Raw genomic sequence first — 19,309 nt, 5'->3', positions numbered from 1 at the left:
CAGAAAGAAGGATATCGCCCATGGCTCTCGAACTCGACATCGCCTCTCTTGCCAATGCGCTTCAGGAGGCGGCGGCAGTGGAAATCCTGCCGCGGTTCCGCAATCTGGGCGAGGGCGATGTGCGGATCAAGACCGAGGCGATCGACCTCGTCACCGAAGCCGACGAGGCCGCCGAGCGGCTGATCCGTGCGCGTGTGCAGGACATTATGCCGGATGCACTGTTCATCGGCGAAGAGGCGGTGGCGGCGGATGCCTCGCTGCTCGGCAAGCTTGCCGATGCCGATCTCGCCGTGGTGGTCGATCCCATCGACGGCACCTATAATTTCGCTTCTGGCCTGCCGCTTTTCGGCGTGATGATGAGCGTCATCTCCAAGGGCGAGACCGTTGCCGGCCTCATCTTCGATCCGATGGGCAATGACTGGGCGATTGCCGAAAAGGGTTCCGGCGCGTGGCTTTGCAGCGCCGACGGTTCGCAGACCGAGATGTCGGTCGTGCCGGCGCCGGAATTGTCGCAGATGGTCGGCATCGCCAATACCGGCTATTTCGACGTGGAGACACGGCGCAAGATCCTGACGAACCTCGCCGATGTGCGGCTCTTCACCAGTTATCGCTGCGCGGCGCATGAGTATCGCCTGTTCTGCGGCGGCCACATGCATTTCCTGATGTATAACAAGCTGATGCCCTGGGACCATCTGGCCGGCACGCTGCTGTCGCAGGAGGCGGGCGCCTATGCGGCGCGTCTCGACGGCTCGCCCTATCTGCCGCATCATGTGGATGGCGGGCTGCTGCTCGCGCCGGATCAGGAGACGTGGGAACTGCTGCGGGAGAAGATTTTTACGGTTTGAGTCCGGAGTGACATTGGATGAATTGAACCGTCAATCAATAAAAAGGGCGCGGAACAGAATTCCGCGCCCTTTCATTTTTCCATCGTCCCTCAGCGGGTCGGCTTGTTATGTGCCTGAAACAGCACGCCCTTTTCGCCGATCAGCACGAAGATGAGGCCGACGATGGAGACGGCGAAGAAGCCCGCCACCATGGGCAGCGCCGTGCCGTCGAAAGACTGGCCGATGGCCGCGCCGATCAGCGAGCCGCCGACGGTTCCCATGAAGCCCATGACGGACGATGCGGTGCCGGCGACGTGGCCGAGCGGCTCCATGGCGAGCGAGTTGAAGTTCGAGCCGATCCAGCCGAACTGGAACATGGCCAGCGCAAAGAACACGATGAAGATGGCGAAAGGCATCGGTTCCGGCCCCAGCACCTGCACCAGCAGCCAGACGAAGGTGATGGCGATGAAGCCGAGCAGCGAGCCGTGCGACAGCTTGCGCATGCCGAACCGGCCGACCAGCCTTGCATTGACGAAGGAGGAGAAGGCCATGAACAGCGCCACGCCCGCAAAGGCCGCCGCAAACCATGCGCCAAGCCCGTAAATGCCCTTATAGACCTGTTCGACCGAGTTGATGAAGCCGAACAGCGCCCCGAAGATGAAGGTGCTGGAGAGCGTATAGCAGAGCGCGATACGGTTGGTGAGCACGATCTTGAAACCGCCGAGGATCGAGCTTGCGGTCAGGGGGCGGATATCGTCCGGATGCAGGGTTTCCGGCAGGCGGAAATACATCCAGGCCGTCACCACGGCGGCAATGGCCGCCATGAAAGCGAAGATCAGGTGCCAGTCACCGAAAAACAGCACGATCTGGCCGGTGCCGGGCGCAATGACCGGCACGACCATGAAGACCATCATGATCAGCGACATGACTTCCGCCATCTGCCGTCCGCCATAAATATCGCGCACGATGGAGACCGTGATGACACGCGTTGCCGCCGAACCGATGCCCTGAATGAAGCGCAGCGCCAGCAGCCCTGAGAAGGACGGTACGAAGACCACGGCGATGGCTGAAACGATGTAGATGGCAAGCCCGACGAACATCGGCTTGCGGCGTCCGAAACGGTCCGAAATCGGTCCGTACAGAAGCTGGGCGATGCCGAAGCCGAGAAGATAGGCGGAAATCACATATTGGCGGTGGTTTTCGTTCTCGACGCCCAGCGAAGCGCCGATTTCCTGAAGACCGGGCAGCATGATGTCGATAGCAAGCGCGTTCAGCGCCATCAGCATCGCGGCAAGCGCGATGAATTCCGTGCGCCCCATCGAGCCTGCGCGCGAAGCGGTGGATTGTGAAAGATTTGTCACAGGATTGCCCCAAAAAGAACGGCAAAGGCGTTGCATGAAGCAACGCCTGGCATAAATTTCTGACAATCAGGGTGGGCCGGATGAACCGGCCGAAATCAGGCCGCGCCGCGGACGCTGATACCCTGTTCTTGGAAGTGGTTTTGAAGTTCGCCGGACTGGAACATCTCTCTTACGATGTCACAGCCGCCGACGAATTCGCCCTTGACGTAGAGCTGCGGGATGGTCGGCCAGTTGGAATAGTCCTTGATGCCCTGGCGGATATCTGCATCGGCAAGCACGTTGATGCCCTTGTAGTCGACGCCGAGATAATCGAGGATCTGTACCACCTGGCCGGAAAAACCGCACTGCGGAAATTGTGGGGTGCCCTTCATGAAAAGAACGATGTCGTTGCTCTTCACTTCGCTGTCGATCATGTCGTGAATGCCGCTCATAGGCCTATTCCTTTCACATGCGGTTCAAGGCCGCTGCTTTCTGTTTGTTCCTAGATAACATGTCGCGGCGCGATTTCCACCCGGAAAGCGTAAAAAACTGCGGGTGTGGCATCGCTGATTGCGGGTCGAAACTCCGGCTACCAGCGCGTCGTTCTCTTCGGGTAAGAAAAGTCGAGAACGATTTTTCCTATCCGCTCCCACCGTCTGAAGACTGATTGTATCAATACACCTGTTTCGCCTTCCCAAATATCGAATTCGCGAGTGTTATCGAACGTTATGGCTCGCCTGCCGCTCGGCAACGAGCAATCGTCCTCACAGTCAATCTCCATTTCGCTATAGAAACTGTTCACTTCAATATCGAGAATTAACTTTGGACTTTTCTGGTCTACCAGGCGGCAGGTGTTGCCGGTTTTGCAGAAGGCTGTGCCGGATATCCGATCAGTACCATCAAGCTCCACGACGAAGCCGATCTTGATCTCTTTGCTGCTCTTAACCTCTGCGGCACCTTGTAACGGCCCCGAAATCGCCAGTAGTAAAAAGGCGGGAAGCAGGGGGAGGCGATACATCATCGATATCGTTGTCTGCTGCGGGCAGCGGCTGTGCGCCTTTTGCTCACCTGCTTCTTGGCCGGCTTGGGTTTGACGGCGGCATTGAGCGCGGCTTCCAGAACCGAGCCGACGATACCGCCGGCGAGCGAGCCGGTGCTTTTCGTCCGGCGCGCGCGGCGCGTCTTGCGGATACCGGTCTTGGTGAGGATTTCAGACAGCGCGCCCTTGACGACGCCGTTGAGTACTTGATCGACGATGCCAGACAAATTTCCCTCACCGATAAATAAATCACATTTCCGTCGCGATTTTTACTATACGTGCATCGCCCGCTGTATCAAGCGATCCTTTCGGGTGTCTCTAGCGCGCTTTTGCTTTTCTCCGAAACGCAAAAGCGCACTATCTCTTTGTTTTTACGCATTGTCTTAACGTAAAAGCGATTGCGCTTTTACTGGAAATGCTCCGGCCGAAGGTTCATGCATGCCAGCCGTCAAGTCACGACTTGTTCTTTATTTCCCCGGTTTCGATCCGCTCGATGCGGCCGCCCATCATCTGCGTTACCAGCGGGCGGCGGCGCTGGCCGGCAAGACATGGGATGTCGATTATGCCGTGGGGCCGCTGGAGAATGCGCCCGGGGGCGAAACATTCACGGTTGAGGCCTCGGCGGGTGACTGGCGGACGCGCTCCGACATTTTCGTTTACGACCATAATGCGGTGATATCGCAATTGCGGGATGCGCCCGTCTGGCGGCAGATCTGGCTCGGTTTCAAGGCAGGTGCCGGCATCATCGCCGAGGGCGGCGCGGCGCGTTACTTCCGCCACGCCTGGCGTTTTGGCCTGTTCTTCATCTTTCCGTTCCTGCTGATGCTTGTCGGCGGTGCGCTTGCGGCGGCGATTGCCCTGTCGCCCTTAATTTTCGCCTTACCTCTCTGGCTCTTGGCGATCAGCCTTCCCGTCGCCGCCCTGTTTTTCGTGAAGGCTTTCCTGCCGTTTGCGGAGCGGTTTCATACCCTGCATCTTTATGCGGACTGGCGGTTCGCGCTCGCGGTCGGCCGCGATGAGCCGATTGCCCGTGACTGGATCGAGGAGAGGGCAGCGCTCGTTCTGACGGCGCTGGAGCAGCCTTCGGACGAGGTTCTGGTGGTTTCCCACAGCATGGGCGCCAGCCTTGCGCTCGCCGTGATCGGCCGTGTGCTGGAGCTGAAGCCGGATGCGCTGGATGGCCGGAAACTGTCCTTTGCGACCTTGGGCGGGGCGGCGCTGCAATGTGCGTTCCTGTCGAGCGCCGACCGGCTTCGCCAAAGCGTCGGCACGATCGCTCGTCACCCGGAGGTGACATGGTTCGATATCCAGTGCCTGACCGATCCGATTCATCTCTACCGGTGCAATACCGTGGGCCTGACCGGTCACAGGGATGCGCCGCAGCCGAAGATCGTACCGATCCGTTTCAAGCATTCGCTCTCGCCGGATCGTTATAAGAAGAACAAGCGCAACTTCCTGCGTATGCACCGGCAATATGTGCTGGGGCCGGATCGCAGATCCGGTTACGATTTTACCCTGCTGACAGCGGGCCCCTTGCCGGCCGCCTCCTTCGCCGCTCTGGATTCGCAGACGCCGCCCGCCTTGTAAGCGGCGACGACCCATTCGGCCGGACATGAAAAGGCCCGCGTGAGAGTATCACGCGGGCCTTGATTTATTCCGCAGGTTTCACGCTCTGCCGCAGGCGGGACAGAGACGGTCTGTTGCCGAAACCGCTTTCACGGGCGCAATCATTCGGGAGCCGAGGTCTGCAGGGCAAGGGCATGCAGAACGCCGCCCATATTGCCCTTCAGCGCGTCATAGACCATCTGGTGCTGCTGCACACGGGTCTTGCCCTTGAATGCTTCCGCAACGACTTCCGCCGCGTAATGATCGCCATCACCGGCCAGATCGCGGATCGTGACCTTTGCCCCGGGAATTCCCGCCTTAATCATGTCTTCAATGTCGCCGGGTTTCATGGGCATGGTGTTTCTCCTTAATTCATTCTGCGGCGAGCAAAGTTTCGCCGTCCATGAATTGAGGGAACCACGATTCATAGGCCAAGTGCAATTCTTTAATCTCGACGGCGCGTGCCGTGCCCAGCTTTACGCTTTCGCCGCCGGTGCGGCCGATCCAGGGGCAGAACAGGCCTGCAGCCTTTGCCTTGGCGAGAACGGCATCCACATCGGCTTCCCGCACCGTCAGCACATAACGGCCCTGATCCTCGCCGAAGAAGACGGGGATCGGATCATGGCCTTCGAGCGCATTGATCGTTGCGCCGATGCCCGATGCAATGGCCATTTCGGCAACGGCGAGCGCCAGACCGCCCGAAGAGCAATCGTGAACGGCGGTCGCAAGACCGGTCTCGATCAGGCCGCGCACGAAATCGCCAACGCGCTTTTCATGGACGAGATCGACATGCGGTGCAGGGCCGTCGGTACGGCCGTGAATGTCGCGCAGATAGACCGACTGGCCGATATGCGTGCCCCAGCTGGCCGGCGCTCCGGCAAGCAGGATCGCCTCACCCTCGGCTGCAAAGCGGATGCGGGCCATCTTCGACCAGTCCTTGATAAGGCCGACGCCGCCGATGGTGGGGGTGGGCAGGATCGCCTGGCCGTTGGTCTCGTTGTAGAGCGAGACGTTGCCGGAAACGATCGGGAATTCCAGCACGCGGCAGGCTTCGCCGATGCCCTTGATGGCATGGACGAGCTGGCTCATGATTTCCGGCTTTTCCGGATTGCCGAAATTGAGGTTGTCGGTTGCCGCCAGCGGCAGAGCGCCGGTTGCGGTGATGTTACGCCAGCATTCGGCCACGGCCTGCTTGCCGCCTTCGAAGGGATCGGCCTCGACATAACGCGGTGTGACGTCGGAGGAGAAGGCGAGCGCCTTCGTGTCATGGCCTTCGACGCGCACCACGCCGGCATCGCCGCCAGGAAGCTGGAGCGAATTGCCCTGGATCAGCGTGTCATACTGTTCGTAGACCCAGCGGCGCGAGGAGTTGTTGGCCGAACCGACCAGCGATACCAGCGCATCGGCGATATCGGCGGCGGGGACGTCGTTTTCTGCCAGCGGCGCGGGCACCTTGGCGGGCGTCCACGGGCGGTCATATTCCGGGGCCTGATCGCCCAGTTCCTTGATTGGCAGGTTGGCGACTTCCTCGCCATTGTGCAGCACGCGGAAACGCAGATCATCGGTGGTCTTGCCGACGATGGCGAAGTCCAGACCCCACTTGACGAAGATCGCCTTGGCGACTTCTTCCTTGGAGGGTTCGAGAACCATGAGCATGCGCTCCTGGCTTTCCGAGAGCATCATTTCATAAGCCGTCATGCGCTCTTCGCGCACCGGTACGGCGTTCAAGTCAAGCTCGATGCCGAGATCGCCCTTGGCGCCCATTTCGACAGCCGAGCAGGTGAGGCCGGCCGCACCCATGTCCTGAATGGCGATGACCGCACCGGTCTTCATCAGCTCGAGGCAGGCTTCCAGCAGGCACTTTTCGGTGAAGGGGTCGCCGACCTGAACGGTCGGGCGCTTTTCCTCGATGGATTCGTCGAATTCGGCGGATGCCATGGTCGCACCGCCGACGCCGTCGCGGCCGGTCTTCGCACCGAGATAAACGACCGGCAGGCCGACGCCCTTGGCTTCCGAGAGGAAGATCGCGTTGGACTTGGCAAGCCCGGCGGCAAAGGCGTTAACGAGGATGTTGCCGTTATAACGCGGATCGAATTCCACTTCGCCGCCGACGGTCGGCACGCCGAAGGAATTGCCGTAACCGCCGACACCGGCGACGACGCCGGCCACGAGGTGGCGGGTCTTCGGGTGGTCAGGCGCGCCGAAGCGCAGGGCGTTCATGGCGGCGATCGGGCGTGCGCCCATGGTGAAGACGTCACGCAGGATGCCGCCCACACCGGTCGCAGCACCCTGATAGGGCTCGATATAGGACGGGTGGTTGTGGCTTTCCATCTTGAAGACGACGCAGTCGCCATCGTCGATATCGACCACGCCGGCGTTCTCGCCGGGGCCCTGAATGACGCGCGGTCCCTTCGTCGGCAGGGTCTTCAGCCACTTCTTGGAGGATTTGTAGGAGCAGTGCTCGTTCCACATGGCCGAGAAAATGCCAAGCTCGGTAAAGCTCGGCTCTCGTCCGATCAGGTCGAGGATACGCTGGTATTCGTCGGGCTTCAGCCCGTGGGATGCAACGAGTTCCGGGGTGATCTTGATGGAGTTTGGAATCGACATAGGTCTCACGCGGTTCGAGCCGAGGAAAGTTTCCGGTTCTTTAGCGCAAGAGGCTCCATGGCGCGACAGGAAAATGCGCCGCTTTGCCGGCTAATTGGCGGTTTATGCGGTTATTCACCCGTTGCGGGCGGTGCCCGCAACGCTGCGACCCGTATCACGCCACGCTTTCATAGCCGGCGGAGCCGTTATCCAGCAGGTGGCGGAGGATGCCGAAGGCATGGGTCAGCTCCTCGCGGGTGGAAGGCCCGGAAAAGCTGATGCGGACGCGGTGGAAAACCTTGTCCGTCCGTCCGGCCTTGAACTCGTCCTCGTCGTCGATCAGCACGCCTTCCTTCATCGCCGCATTGCGGAAGGTGCCGGAAAGCCATGGTTCGGGCAGCCTCAGCCACAGGAAGGCGATATCGGGCAGCGAATTGAAGTCCAGCCCGGTAAAGACGCGCCGGGCAATCGCCTCGCGCTCATTCAGTTCGGCGATGCAATCCTTGCGGATATCGTGGGCGTCGCCGCTATTGACGAGGCGCGCATTCAGTTCGGCCAGCATGAAGGGCAGGCCGCCCGTCATCATCGAGTGGGAAATACGGATGCGCGAGGAATATTGCGCGGGACAGGCGACCCAGCCGCCGCGCACGCCGGCGGCGACGGATTTCGACAGGCCGCCCACGACGAAGGTAATGTCGGGCGCGAATTCGGCAATCAGCGGGATCGCATCGCGCGTCATCGCGCCATAAAGATTGTCCTCGACGATCCACACGCCGTAACGGCGGGCGATATCGGCAATCGCACGGCGGCGCTCTTCCGGCAGGGTGGCGCAGGTCGGGTTCTGGCCGGCCGACATCAGGAAGATCATCTTGGGATGCTGCTGGGCGCAGACGCGTTCGAAATCGTCAGGGACAATGCCGTTCTCATCCGCCTCCACCAGCGTCACCCGCCGGCCGGCAAGGGCGGCGCTGCGGCTGATGTGGGAATAGGTGACGGGTTCGAAGACAATGCGGTCGCCCGGCGCGGTCATCGCGGACATCACGCTCATCACCGCCGCATGGGCGCCAAGCGTCGAAACGATGTTTTCCGGCTTCGGCGACCAGCCGTCCTGGGAAAGCCAGCGAACGCCAGCCATACACCAGTTGTCGGGAAAAGAGCGGGCATAATTGGTAATGTCGTGGGGATGCTCTCTGGTCACCGCCTCGATGTGCCTGGCGATCAGCACGCTTTGCCCGACATCCGGCGCAGCGGTGGTGTTCAACCGGAATTCGGCGCTGGTATCGACGGCGTGGCGCGTGCTGCCGAAGGCGGCCGTTGCCGGCTCCATGGGCAATGACGGGGCAGGGGTCTTGCGCTCATTGACATAGGTGCCGCGTCCGACCTCACCGCTAACGAGGCCGCGCTCATGGATCAGCGCGTAGGCCCGGCTGATTGTGCCGATTGTCACACCGAGATCGTAAGCAAGATTGCGCTGCGGCGGCAGTTTCGAGCCGGCCTGCAGGATGCCGTCGGAAATCGCGCCTTCGATACTGTCGGCGAGGCGCAGGTAAATCGGGCCGTCGCCCTCGGTAATGTCGGGAAGCCAATTTGTCATGGTGACAATTTATGCATTGTATCTATCCCCAAGTCAATTGTATTTATTGTCTGCATTGAATGAGGCTAAACGCACGGAGACAATAGGTGCAATATGCGCAAGATGGATCAATACCTTTCGACAGCGGATACACTCTATCCTGATGGCTACGAACGGGAACGCGTGTTCCGCGATGCCGGCGACATGGTCGCACCGGCGCCCTTTCCGGCCAGGATCGCCCGCACGCTTATTGGTCGCCTGATTGCGGGCGTATCCTCATGGCAGCGGAAACGTCAGGGACGTTTCGCCCTGCGGGAACTTTCGGACGATCTGCTGGACGATATCGGCGTTACGCGGGATGAAGCCTTGAAGGAGGCGGCGAAATCCCGGCTGTTTTCCTGGCCGCCGCGGCCGCTTTGATTTTTTGTCGGAGAGCGGCGCCATCTTTCCCCGGCGCCAAGCAGCCATTCGGCAACCCGCCACGCCAATCCCAACCGGCGCTGGCGGGTTTTTTTATGTCGACCGCGTTCTCACGGGTGCCGGTGCCTGTCGATCAGCAGCCCTTGCCGCCGTTCGCCCAGCGCTTGACGTCGGTGGCGATGCGGCCGGAAAGGGCTTCGTTCATCACGGGTCCGAAAGCGTCGAGCTTTGCCGGGTTGCCTTCGGCCTGAACCACCAGCATGGGGCGTGATTCCGGGCTGTTGCGCGGCACGAGCAGGATGCGCGGACGGCCGGAGAAGGAGTTGAGTTCCGGCGCCAGGCGATAGGCCTTGAACGCCGCGTCGCCCGATTTGAACCAGCAGGCATTCGCGCCAAGCGCGATCCGTTCCATGGTCGGCAGGGCCGCGCGGGAGACGGAGGAGGAAGGCTGCGGTTTCGGCTGGCAGGCGGCAAGCGCCGCCGCCGCGAGGATCAGTCCGGCGGCCTTGTAGGCATTGTGTCGAAGAAGACGGGGCATCAGGTCATCCAGAAGAGAAGCCGAAACGGCGCCGAAAGCCGGCATTAAAAAAGGCGGGCTCGAAGCCCGCCCGGTCTATCAGGCTGCGACGACGCCGAGCGCCGAAGCGAAGAGGCCGCGACCGTCATTGCCGCCATGGGCGGCTTCGATCAGGTTTTCCGGATGCGGCATCATGCCGAGGACATTGCCCCTGGCGTTGATGACGCCGGCGATGTCGTTCAGCGAACCGTTGGGGTTGGTGCCGTCGGCATAACGGAACACCACCTGGCCGTTGTCTTCCATCGCCTTCAGCTCGTCGGCTTCGACGAAGTAGTTGCCGTCGTGATGGGCGACGGGGCAGCGCAGAATCTGGCCCTTGTCGTAAGCGCGGGTGAAATCCGTGTCGTTGTTGGCGACTTCGAGCTTCACTTCGCGGCAGACGAATTTCAGCGAAGCGTTGCGCATCAGCGCGCCCGGCAGCATGCCCGCCTCGACCAGAATCTGGAAGCCGTTGCAGACGCCGAGAACCTTGACGCCCTTTTCGGCCTTTTCGCGAATGGCCTGCATGACCGGCATGCGGGCGGCGATGGCGCCGCAACGCAGATAGTCACCATAGGAGAAGCCGCCCGGGATGACGATCAGGTCGACGTCGGGAATATCCGTTTCCGTCTGCCAGATGGTGACGGGCGCGCTTCCAGAGATTTTCGTCAGCGCCGCGATCATGTCGCGGTCGCGGTTGAGGCCGGGAAGTTGGACGACAGCGGATTTCATCGGAGCGGCTCCTGGGCTTCAGAGGATGGCGATGGCGTAGTTTTCGATGACCGTATTGGCCAGAAGCTTTTCGCACATTGCCTTCAGGTCGGTCTCGGCCTTGGCCTTGTCGGCGCCTTCCAGCTCCAGGTCGAAGACCTTGCCCTGACGGACATGGCCGACGCCACCGAAACCGAGGCTGCCGAGCGCGCCTTCGATTGCCTTGCCCTGCGGATCGAGAACGCCGTTCTTCAGCGTAACAGTCACCCGTGCCTTGATCACCTGATCTTCTCCTGATTTTACCTTGTTAGGCCAATATTACTTCACGAGGCCGATATTACTTTACCAGGACTGGACCGGTGCCGCGGATCGGTTCGTTTTCATTGATGATGCCGAGACGGCGCGCGACTTCGGAATAGGCTTCGAGAAGCCCGCCCATGTCGCGGCGGAACAGGTCCTTGTCCATCTTTTTCTGGGTTTCGATGTCCCAGAGGCGGCAGCTATCGGGCGAAATCTCGTCGGCGAGGATGATGCGCATCATGTCGCCTTCGAAAAGACGGCCGCATTCGATCTTGAAATCGACGAGCTGGATGCCGACGCCGAGGAACAGGCCGGACAGGAAGTCGTTGACGCGGATGGCGAGCGCCATGATGTCGTCGAGCTCGGCGGGGTTGGCCCAGCCGAAAGCCGTGATGTGCTCTTCGGAGACCATCGGGTCTTCCAGCTCGTCGGACTTGTAATAGAACTCGATGATGGAGCGCGGCAGAACCACGCCTTCCTCGATGCCGAGGCGCTTCGACAGCGAGCCGGCAGCGACATTGCGCACGACGACTTCGAGCGGGATCATCTCCACTTCCTTGATCAACTGCTCGCGCATGTTGAGGCGGCGGATGAAGTGCGTGGGAATGCCGATCTTGTTCAGATGCGTGAAGACGTATTCGCAGATACGGTTGTTCAGCACGCCCTTGCCGTCAATGACTTCATGCTTCTTCTTGTTGAAGGCGGTCGCATCGTCCTTGAAGAACTGGATAAGCGTGCCTGGCTCCGGACCCTCGTAGAGGATCTTGGCCTTGCCTTCGTAAATACGGCGGCGACGGTTCATAATTGCAGGTCTCTTGGTTGACGCCGATTCTGGTGGCGTTGCGTTTGGTCTTTGAAGCGGTCCCATAAAGGAAAAGAGTGCATTCTACAATGCGGCTCGCATATTTCCCTTCAATTCTTGTGACAGGCCGGGGAAACCGCTGCGCCTTGAAATGAGGCTTCCGGGGCTGATCGAAGGGGAGGCGGTCCGCACGGACGACGCCGTCAGGGCTCGACAGCCTTCAGCCGGCTCAAAAACTGCGCGAAGACCATACCGCCTTCCGGCCACGGACCATGGCCTGACTCGGTGTTGATATGGCCGGACATCCCGGCGTCGATCAAAAGCGAGCCCCAGGCGGCGGCGATGTCATCGGCATGTTCATAGGAGCCGAAAGGATCGTTGCGGCTGGCGATGGTGATCGCCGGGAAAGGCAGCGGATCGCGCGGGTACGGCCCGAAGGTCATCAGGTGTTTCGGCCGGATATCGGGATTGGCGACATCGGGCGGCGCGACGAACAGCGCGCCGGACACCTTCTTGCCGATTTCCGGCAGGGCATGGATGACGGTCGGCACACCGAGCGAATGGGCGACGAGGACGATGGGCCTGGTGGAGGCATTGACCTCTTCCACCAGCCGGGCGACCCAGTCTTCCTTGACGGGTTTGGACCATTCGGCCTGCTCGACGCGGCGGGCGGTGGAGAGCTTGCGCTCCCAGCGGCTCTGCCAGTGGTCGGGGCCGGAATTGGTATAACCGGGGACGATCAGGATATCTGCTTCTGAAACTTTCATGCGCCCATATCTGTGTTGTGATGCCGCCGCGATCAAGGCCGCGGCGGCATTAACTTCAAGGTCTCAAACTCAGCTCAAGTCTCAGGCGTTGCCGAAGACGCGGGTGAAGATCGTGTCGACATGCTTGGTGTGGTAGCCGAGGTCGAACTTTTCGCGGATCACCTCTTCGGGAAGTGCGGCGCGTACTTCCTCGTCGCCCAGCAGTTCCTCAAGGAAGTCGGCGCCCTGTTCCCAGACCTTCATGGCGTTGCGCTGTACCAGACGGTAAGCGTCTTCACGCGATACGCCGGCCTGCGTCAGCGCCAGGAGAACGCGCTGCGAATGCACGAGGCCGCGGAACTTGTTCATGTTCTTCAGCATGTTGTCCGGATAGATTACCAGCTTCTCGATGACGCCGGCCAGGCGGTTCAGCGCGAAATCGAGAGTGACAGTGGTGTCGGGGCCGATGGCGCGCTCGACGGAGGAGTGGCTGATATCGCGCTCGTGCCAGAGCGCAACGTTTTCCATGGCCGGAACCACCGACATGCGCACGAGACGGGCAAGGCCGGTCAGGTTTTCGGTCAGAACCGGGTTGCGCTTGTGCGGCATGGCGGACGAGCCCTTCTGGCCCGGCGAGAAGAATTCTTCCGCTTCCAGGACCTCGGTGCGCTGCATGTGGCGGATTTCGATGGCGACGTTTTCAATCGACGAAGCGATGACGCCGAGCGTCGCAAAGAACATGGCGTGACGGTCGCGCGGGATGACCTGCGTGGAGACCGGCTCGGGGATGAGACCGAGCTTGGCGCAGACATGTTCTTCGACGCGCGGGTCGATATTGGCGAAGGTGCCGACGGCGCCGGAGATCGCGCCCGTGGCGATTTCGGCGCGGGCATTGACGAGACGCTCGCGGTTGCGGTGCATCTCGGCATAGAAGCGGGCGAAGGTTAGGCCCATGGTGGTCGGCTCGGCATGGATGCCGTGGCTGCGGCCGATGCGCACCGTGTTCTTGTGTTCGAAAGCGCGGGTCTTCAGCGCCACCAGCACCCGGTCCATATCGGCGAGCAGTAGATCGGCGGCGCGCACGAGCTGGATGTTGAGCGTGGTGTCGAGCACGTCCGACGAGGTCATGCCCTGATGCACGAAACGGCTGTCGGGACCGACAAATTCGGCAAGATGGGTGAGGAAGGCGATGACGTCATGCTTGGTGACGGCCTCGATCTCATCGATGCGGGCGACGTCGAAGGTGGCGCTGCCGCCCTTTTCCCAGATGGTCTGGGCAGCGGACTTCGGGATAACGCCGAGTTCGGCAAGTGCGTCACAGGCATATGCCTCGATCTCGAACCAGATGCGGAACTTTGTTTCCGGCGACCAGATGGCGACCATTTCCGGCCGGGAGTAACGAGGGATCATGGCAATGACTTTCTTTGTGGAGGAATTTTGCTGCCCGTTTAGCAAAGTGTTCCGGTAATCTCAATCTATCAAGCTACATGCCTCTGTTGCTCATTGTGCACGTCGGCAGAGGATGGCGCCCGCAGGCAGGAGCGGAACGATGGCAAAGGGAAAATATAAGCCAAGGCCGAGAATGCAGAACTGGTAAATCGCGCCGAGCGATGTGAAGAGCTGCTGGAAAAACCAGATGCGGGAGAATGCCGGCGCGTGCCATTGCGCATAGAAAATACGGTATTCGAAAGCGAAAAACGCCGCCGCAACTGCCAGCGTGAAAGAAGCGATGGCAAGACAGGCCGCCGCAAAACGCAGCGGCAGGGCGGTGGAAGCAGGGAGGAAGTGCAGCGCCGCCATGGCCAGCAGCCAGCCGAAAAGGCCGCCTGCGAAGAAAAGCATGATGATGTCGGCGGCATGGTCGGTTTCCAGCCGGTTCCTGACATAGAGGCCGATAGCGGCGGCGGCGCTGGAACAGACGGCCCAGACAAGCGCGCCGAGCAGCGGAAACAGCGCTGCCGAAGCCGTGTCACGGAAACCCCGCCTGTCGCTTTCCATGCCGACCCCCCCAACGCCTTGCCGTGCCCCCTTCGGCGGCGGCGATTATGTCCGCGCGGCTTCCGCTGCGTGGCGCAGTTGCGCGACCGTCTTGCGGTAGTCGGCAACGCCGTCGCCCTTGAAGATGGCGGAGCCGGCCACCAGCGCATTCGCACCGGCGGCAACGATCGCGCCTGCGGTTTCCGCCGTCACGCCGCCATCCACTTCGAGTTCTATCGGCCGGTCGCCGATCATGGCCTTTGCCGCGCGGATCTTGTCCAGCATGGCCGGAATGAACTTCTGCCCGCCGAAACCGGGGTTGACGCTCATGATCAGGACCAGATCGACGTCATCAAGCACGTTTTCGATGACCGAAAGCGGTGTTGCGGGGTTAAGCGTCACGCCGGCCTTTCTGCCCAGCCCGCGGATCGTCTGCAGCGAGCGGTGCAGGTGAGGCCCGGCTTCGGCATGCACGGTGATGCTGTCGCAGCCCGCCTTGGCGAAGGCTTCGAGATAGGGATCGACGGGGGCGATCATCAGATGGCAGTCGAAGAAGGCCATGCTGTGCGGCCGCAGCGCCTTGATGACATCCGGCCCGAAGGAGATGTTGGGGACGAAATGGCCATCCATCACATCGAGATGAATCCAGTCCGCGCCCGCTTCCGTGACATCGGCGACTTCCTGTCCGAGCTTGGCGAAATCGGCAGCCAGAATGGACGGGGCTATGCGGATGGGCAGGGACATGGGGCAAACTCCTCTCGACGCGTTGCGTAAGCTGCCTTTAACACCAAGTATCGGGGTTTGAAACGGCTGGCGGCGCGGTTGCGGACGGTTTTCAGCTGCGTTTCCTCGAATTTTCGGCGGCGCGGGTTTCGCCTATTGTCTTTCGGCCTTGTCCGCCGGTTCGAAGCGCTGCCCGTTCCATCGCTGCAGGCGATAGGGATTGTCCGAAAGGTCATGCGACGGGCTGAAGCCGAGATCGCCGAGCACGGTTTTAAAAAGGGTACCGCCCGCCAGTATCTCCGGCGCGGGTTTCGACTGCGCCTGCGTGGCTTCCGCAAGGGCGGCGGTGAGTTCCGCTGCCGCATAGGCCGGCAGGACGTAACCTTCCGGCTCGATACCGGCGCCGCGCAGTTCGCCGGCAACCGCCTGGGCCGATGGCAGGGTATCATAGGCCGGGCGGGTGACCGCCAGCACATTCGCGGCCAAGGGGACCGGATTGTTGGCCGCATTCATGGCATCGCCGCCCATGACGGTGAGGGGAATGTTCTCCGACCCGGCATCCCTGGCGATGATGGCGACGTCGTTGCGTTCCGCGCCGACGAAGACATGGGAAATGCCGGTGCGCGCCAGCCGGCGCACCAGCGCCACCTGCTGTTCCTGGTTGGGGCGCATCGTATCGGCAAGGGTGGGCTTCAGACCGTTTTCCTCGAGCGACGAGCGGATGCGGTCGACCAGCTCGCGGCTGTAGATCGTGCCGTCATCCACAAGTCCGATGGAGTGTCCCTTCCAGTCACGCAGGATGATCTCCGCAATCCTGTCCGATTCGGCCCTGTCGGACGGGGCGAGGCGAAAGAGCGGCCAGCCGTATTTCAGCGCGTCTTCCATCAGGATCGGCGCGCGGCTGGAAAGCGTGATGGCGGGAATGGCGGCCGCTTTCAGCGGCGGCAGAACATCCTGAAGCGTTTCGGTGCACAAGAAACCGATTGCGGCGCTGACCTTGGCGGCCACGAGGCCATCGGCAATGGCGCCGCCGCTGCCATCTTCGCAGCTTTCATGGATTTCGACGACATCCAGCCCGAGCTTCGCCGCCGCCGCCTTCGCACCCTGCCGTACCTGCTGCCCCAGAAGTTCGTAAGGACCGCTCTGGGGCGCAACGATGCCAATCGATGCCGCGCTTGCTGAGCCCGCAAGGGCAAAACCGGCGATGATCGTTAGCAGGCGAAGTGAAAGCATGACGTGATAGAAATCCTGTTGTCCCGGCTTGATGTTTATCGGCAACAACCGGTTTTCCAAAGGAAAAATCGCCGATGTTCCATCATATTCGCATATCGCCATCTGCGGGACGGCGGATTTGCTCTGAAGTTGTCCGATTCGGGAGGGTGGGTCGCTGTCGCAGCTTGTAGTTGTTGCTGTTCGATATAATTGCGCACCATGTTTTTATTGAAGGATTATTTTTGCCGACGAGCAATTCGCTCCCGCGCCGGATGGGTGGGGAAGTATTTCACATCATTGTCGCGGCGGGCGTTACTTCATAAATCCATTACATGTGGCGCGTATAAGCACAGTTTAGAAAAAGCTGGTCCGCGATTCTGCTTTTTAAAGTGCAGCACAAAAAGATGCACATTTTATTTTCATATTTGTAATTTATTGATATATAACGTAAATATATAAACCTTCACATCGTTCACCTCTTTTCCGCCATGTTTTTTTCGCATTTGCGAGAAGATTTGCTTGACGGAAAGTAAATGATTAGCTTAGATGTAACTGTTTCAGGGGACGACTGAAATTGGCTGTAACAGGCCTCGGAAAGTGTTCCGGTTATAAGCACTGCCAGACTATATTGCATTTCATATTCTATTTTTTTCATTACGTATAAACCGCTTCGGGAAACTGGGGCGGTTTTTTACATGGAGCTAATTTAAGCAATTTAAAATTGAATTAGAAAAGTCCTGCGCAAAGACGTTCTTTCATTTTCGAATTTATGGAAAAGATATCGCGCGGAGAGGGTGAAGCCGGCTCCGACGTACAGATCAACATGACTGCTTGAAAATGCCCCGTTGACGGCCATTATCGCCCGCGAGCGAGTTCGGCCAGTCGCTTGTGCGGTTTATTTCAGGGCGGCCAGGGCGTCCCTGGCAAAGGCGGAGATGGGTTCGGGAAGCTTATCCGGATCGAACCAGCCGATGGCGGAAAGCTTGTCGGGTTCGGTCAGTGCCGGCTCACCCTGCGCATCGCGTGTCACGAAGATCAGCGAAACCCAATGGTGGCGATCTTCCGTATCGATGAATTCGCTATGGCAGAGAAATTCGACGGTGCCGATCTTGAGCCCGGTTTCCTCTTCGGCCTCGCGGCGTGCTGCGGCGAGGGAAGTTTCAAGGTGATCGACCTTGCCGCCCGGAATGCTCCAGTATCCGGCTTCCGGCGCCTTCAAGCGCCGGCATAAAAGCACGCGGCCGTCACGCATGATGGCGAGGCCGACGCCGACACCCGGAAAATCGAGACCTGGCCTGGCGGTCGGCGTCATGCTGTCCATTCCCGCGGTCAGGCCTTGGCGTTGGCCACGATCAGCATGAAAGCGGGGATGTCGTCGCCGAAACCAACCGGTGTCGGGCCATCGTCATGGTCGCGATAATGGCGGCGGCGGTCGCGGTTGTCGTCATTGGCGTGCAACGGATTGCGGCTGTTGCGGTCGGAATTGCGCGGGGTCTTTTCCTGCTTGCGTTCTGCTTTCACCTTGTCGTCTCCATGAGCCGCGATGTCCGTATCCGCAGCGGATTGTGCACCCTGATTGATGTTTTCGACCGGCGCTGCGTCGCGACGGTTGCGGTCGCGGCCCCGGCCGCCCCGTTCCTTGCCCCGGCGGCCGGAATTGCTTTCAAAGCTTTCCATCGGCGCGGGAAGGGTGGAGAGGTCACCGTTCTGCCACTCGATCTTTTCGCCGATCAGCTTTTCGATCGCGTCGAGATACTTCGTGTCGCTCCTGGTGACGATGGTGAAGGCCTTGCCCGAGCGGCCGGCACGACCGGTACGGCCGATGCGGTGGACATAGTCTTCCGAATGAATGGGAATATCGAAGTTGAAGACGTGGCTGACATCGGGGATGTCCAAGCCGCGTGCGGCAACGTCGGAGGCGACGAGCAGCTTCAGATTGCCGTCCTTGAAGTTCTGCAGCATCGTGGTGCGCGAACGCTGGTCCATGTCGCCATGCAGCGCGCCAACGGAAAAACCGTGACGGTCGAGCGAGCGGAACAGGTCGGCCACATCCTTCTTGCGGTTGCAGAAGATGATGGCGTTCTTCAGTTCGGCTTCTTCGGCGCGGACGAGATCGCGCAGTACCGCGCGCTTTTCATAGTCCTTGTTGTGCGCGGCGACGATGCGCTGGGCAACGGTCTTTGCCGTGGAGGAGGGCTTGGCGACCTCGACACGGACGGGGTTCTGCAGGAACCGGTCGGCCAGCTTCTGGATTTCCGGCGGCATGGTGGCCGAGAAGAACAGCGTCTGCCGGGTAAACGGGATCATCTTGGCGATGCGCTCGATATCGGGAATGAAGCCCATATCCAGCATACGGTCGGCTTCGTCGATGACGAGGATTTCCACGCCGGTCATCAAAAGCTTGCCGCGCTCGCAATGGTCGAGAAGGCGGCCGGGGGTGCAGATCAGCACATCGGCGCCGCGCTCAAGCTTGCGGTCCTGGTCTTCGAAGGAAACGCCGCCGATGAGCAGGGCGACGTTCAGCTTGTGATTCTTGCCGTATTTCTCGAAGTTCTCCGCCACCTGCGCTGCCAGCTCACGGGTCGGCTCGAGGATCAGCGTGCGCGGCATTCTGGCGCGGGCGCGGCCCTTTTCGAGCAGGGTGAGCATCGGCAGAACGAAGGACGCGGTTTTGCCCGTGCCGGTCTGTGCGATACCGCAGATATCACGCTTTTCCAGCGCCGGCGGAATGGCGCCAGCCTGAATGGGTGTCGGCGTCGTGTAGCCGGCATCTGCAATAGCGGAAAGAACTTTTTGGCTCAGGCCAAGATCAGAGAATGTTGTCAAAGGAAGAACTTTTTCCGTTCTGGTTCGGTAAGAACACCTGCGTGCCGCGACAGCACTTGCAAAGACTTG

The 19,309-nt window shown here is 60.4% G+C and carries 21 protein-coding genes; 3 read left to right on the top strand and 18 right to left on the bottom strand.

From position 1 onward, the window contains the following. Positions 1 to 20 precede the first annotated feature (20 nt). Positions 21 to 845 carry an inositol monophosphatase family protein gene (locus I3J13_RS09760; RefSeq protein WP_196378681.1) on the top strand — a complete coding sequence of 275 codons (825 nt, stop codon included), beginning with the start codon at positions 21 to 23 and terminating at the stop codon, positions 843 to 845. Positions 846 to 934: 89 nt separating this feature from the next. Here the strand turns inward: I3J13_RS09760 and I3J13_RS09755 are convergent, their stop codons facing one another. From I3J13_RS09755 to I3J13_RS09740, 4 genes are all read right to left on the bottom strand, one after another. Continuing rightward, a complete protein-coding gene (locus I3J13_RS09755) occupies positions 935 to 2,143 on the bottom strand; it encodes a multidrug effflux MFS transporter (protein WP_142780179.1) in 1,209 nt (402 codons plus the stop codon). 137 nt (positions 2,144 to 2,280) lie between these two features. Beyond that, positions 2,281 to 2,616 carry a Grx4 family monothiol glutaredoxin gene (gene grxD, locus I3J13_RS09750; RefSeq protein WP_003520429.1) on the bottom strand — a complete coding sequence of 112 codons (336 nt, stop codon included), beginning with the start codon at positions 2,614 to 2,616 and terminating at the stop codon, positions 2,281 to 2,283. A 137-nt stretch (positions 2,617 to 2,753) separates the two neighbouring features. Beyond that, positions 2,754 to 3,185 (bottom strand): hypothetical protein, encoded by a 432-nt coding sequence (locus I3J13_RS09745; protein WP_196378680.1) that lies wholly within the window; start codon positions 3,183 to 3,185, stop codon positions 2,754 to 2,756. Next, positions 3,182 to 3,430, bottom strand: a complete 249-nt coding sequence (locus I3J13_RS09740) for a hypothetical protein (protein WP_059760363.1) — start codon at positions 3,428 to 3,430, stop codon at positions 3,182 to 3,184. The genes I3J13_RS09745 and I3J13_RS09740 overlap by 4 nt, the downstream gene beginning before the upstream one ends. A gap of 211 nt (positions 3,431 to 3,641) precedes the next feature. Here I3J13_RS09740 and I3J13_RS09735 point away from each other — a divergent pair, with 211 nt between their 5' ends. Continuing rightward, positions 3,642 to 4,790, top strand: coding sequence for a hypothetical protein (locus tag I3J13_RS09735; protein WP_196378679.1), 1,149 nt, complete (start codon positions 3,642 to 3,644; stop codon positions 4,788 to 4,790). Between the two features lie 140 nt (positions 4,791 to 4,930). On the opposite strand, the gene I3J13_RS09730 is transcribed toward I3J13_RS09735, so the two are convergent. The 3 genes from I3J13_RS09730 to I3J13_RS09720 all read right to left on the bottom strand — a co-directional run bounded on the left by I3J13_RS09730 (position 4,931) and on the right by I3J13_RS09720 (position 8,988). Continuing rightward, positions 4,931 to 5,164: a BolA/IbaG family iron-sulfur metabolism protein gene (locus I3J13_RS09730; RefSeq protein ID WP_003507909.1), complete on the bottom strand. Its 234-nt coding sequence runs from the start codon at positions 5,162 to 5,164 to the stop codon at positions 4,931 to 4,933. A gap of 16 nt (positions 5,165 to 5,180) precedes the next feature. Beyond that, a complete protein-coding gene (gene purL, locus I3J13_RS09725; protein ID WP_196378678.1) occupies positions 5,181 to 7,415 on the bottom strand; it encodes a phosphoribosylformylglycinamidine synthase subunit PurL in 2,235 nt (744 codons plus the stop codon). Between the two features lie 154 nt (positions 7,416 to 7,569). Beyond that, a complete protein-coding gene (locus I3J13_RS09720; protein ID WP_196378677.1) occupies positions 7,570 to 8,988 on the bottom strand; it encodes an aminotransferase-like domain-containing protein in 1,419 nt (472 codons plus the stop codon). 93 nt (positions 8,989 to 9,081) lie between these two features. Between I3J13_RS09720 and I3J13_RS09715 the strand changes: the two genes are divergently transcribed. Beyond that, entirely contained in the window at positions 9,082 to 9,387 is a 306-nt protein-coding gene (locus I3J13_RS09715) for a DUF1127 domain-containing protein (protein ID WP_196378676.1), read from the top strand. 133 nt (positions 9,388 to 9,520) lie between these two features. On the opposite strand, the gene I3J13_RS09710 is transcribed toward I3J13_RS09715, so the two are convergent. The 11 genes from I3J13_RS09710 to I3J13_RS09660 all read right to left on the bottom strand — a co-directional run bounded on the left by I3J13_RS09710 (position 9,521) and on the right by I3J13_RS09660 (position 19,240). Further along, positions 9,521 to 9,970, bottom strand: a complete 450-nt coding sequence (locus tag I3J13_RS09710) for a hypothetical protein (protein ID WP_420867941.1) — start codon at positions 9,968 to 9,970, stop codon at positions 9,521 to 9,523. A 33-nt stretch (positions 9,971 to 10,003) separates the two neighbouring features. Continuing rightward, the gene (gene purQ / locus I3J13_RS09705; protein WP_003520438.1) at positions 10,004 to 10,675 is read right to left on the bottom strand and encodes a phosphoribosylformylglycinamidine synthase subunit PurQ; all 672 of its coding nucleotides are present in this window, start codon (positions 10,673 to 10,675) and stop codon (positions 10,004 to 10,006) included. Positions 10,676 to 10,693: 18 nt separating this feature from the next. Beyond that, complete coding sequence (purS, locus tag I3J13_RS09700) at positions 10,694 to 10,936, bottom strand: phosphoribosylformylglycinamidine synthase subunit PurS (RefSeq protein ID WP_003507918.1); 243 nt, start codon at positions 10,934 to 10,936, stop codon at positions 10,694 to 10,696. A 55-nt stretch (positions 10,937 to 10,991) separates the two neighbouring features. Further along, complete coding sequence (purC, locus tag I3J13_RS09695) at positions 10,992 to 11,756, bottom strand: phosphoribosylaminoimidazolesuccinocarboxamide synthase (RefSeq protein ID WP_003520440.1); 765 nt, start codon at positions 11,754 to 11,756, stop codon at positions 10,992 to 10,994. Between the two features lie 203 nt (positions 11,757 to 11,959). Further along, a complete protein-coding gene (locus I3J13_RS09690; protein WP_003520442.1) occupies positions 11,960 to 12,523 on the bottom strand; it encodes an alpha/beta hydrolase in 564 nt (187 codons plus the stop codon). Positions 12,524 to 12,604: 81 nt separating this feature from the next. Beyond that, positions 12,605 to 13,912 (bottom strand): adenylosuccinate lyase, encoded by a 1,308-nt coding sequence (purB, locus tag I3J13_RS09685; protein WP_196378675.1) that lies wholly within the window; start codon positions 13,910 to 13,912, stop codon positions 12,605 to 12,607. A 90-nt stretch (positions 13,913 to 14,002) separates the two neighbouring features. Beyond that, complete coding sequence (locus tag I3J13_RS09680; RefSeq protein ID WP_196378674.1) at positions 14,003 to 14,500, bottom strand: hypothetical protein; 498 nt, start codon at positions 14,498 to 14,500, stop codon at positions 14,003 to 14,005. A 45-nt stretch (positions 14,501 to 14,545) separates the two neighbouring features. Further along, positions 14,546 to 15,223 carry a ribulose-phosphate 3-epimerase gene (gene rpe, locus I3J13_RS09675; protein WP_003520447.1) on the bottom strand — a complete coding sequence of 226 codons (678 nt, stop codon included), beginning with the start codon at positions 15,221 to 15,223 and terminating at the stop codon, positions 14,546 to 14,548. A 132-nt stretch (positions 15,224 to 15,355) separates the two neighbouring features. After that, entirely contained in the window at positions 15,356 to 16,537 is a 1,182-nt protein-coding gene (locus tag I3J13_RS09670; RefSeq protein ID WP_059760351.1) for an ABC transporter substrate-binding protein, read from the bottom strand. Positions 16,538 to 17,309: 772 nt separating this feature from the next. Beyond that, a complete protein-coding gene (locus I3J13_RS09665) occupies positions 17,310 to 17,735 on the bottom strand; it encodes an NUDIX domain-containing protein (RefSeq protein WP_020810923.1) in 426 nt (141 codons plus the stop codon). A gap of 8 nt (positions 17,736 to 17,743) precedes the next feature. Then, the gene (locus I3J13_RS09660) at positions 17,744 to 19,240 is read right to left on the bottom strand and encodes a DEAD/DEAH box helicase (protein WP_003520451.1); all 1,497 of its coding nucleotides are present in this window, start codon (positions 19,238 to 19,240) and stop codon (positions 17,744 to 17,746) included. Positions 19,241 to 19,309: the final 69 nt, after the last annotated feature.

The sequence above is a fragment of the Agrobacterium leguminum genome, from assembly GCF_015704895.1.
GTDB classification, from domain to species: Bacteria; Pseudomonadota; Alphaproteobacteria; order Rhizobiales; family Rhizobiaceae; genus Agrobacterium; species Agrobacterium leguminum.
Note: the sequence above shows the minus strand (reverse complement) of the source record. Positions and strands in the feature narration are given on the sequence as shown.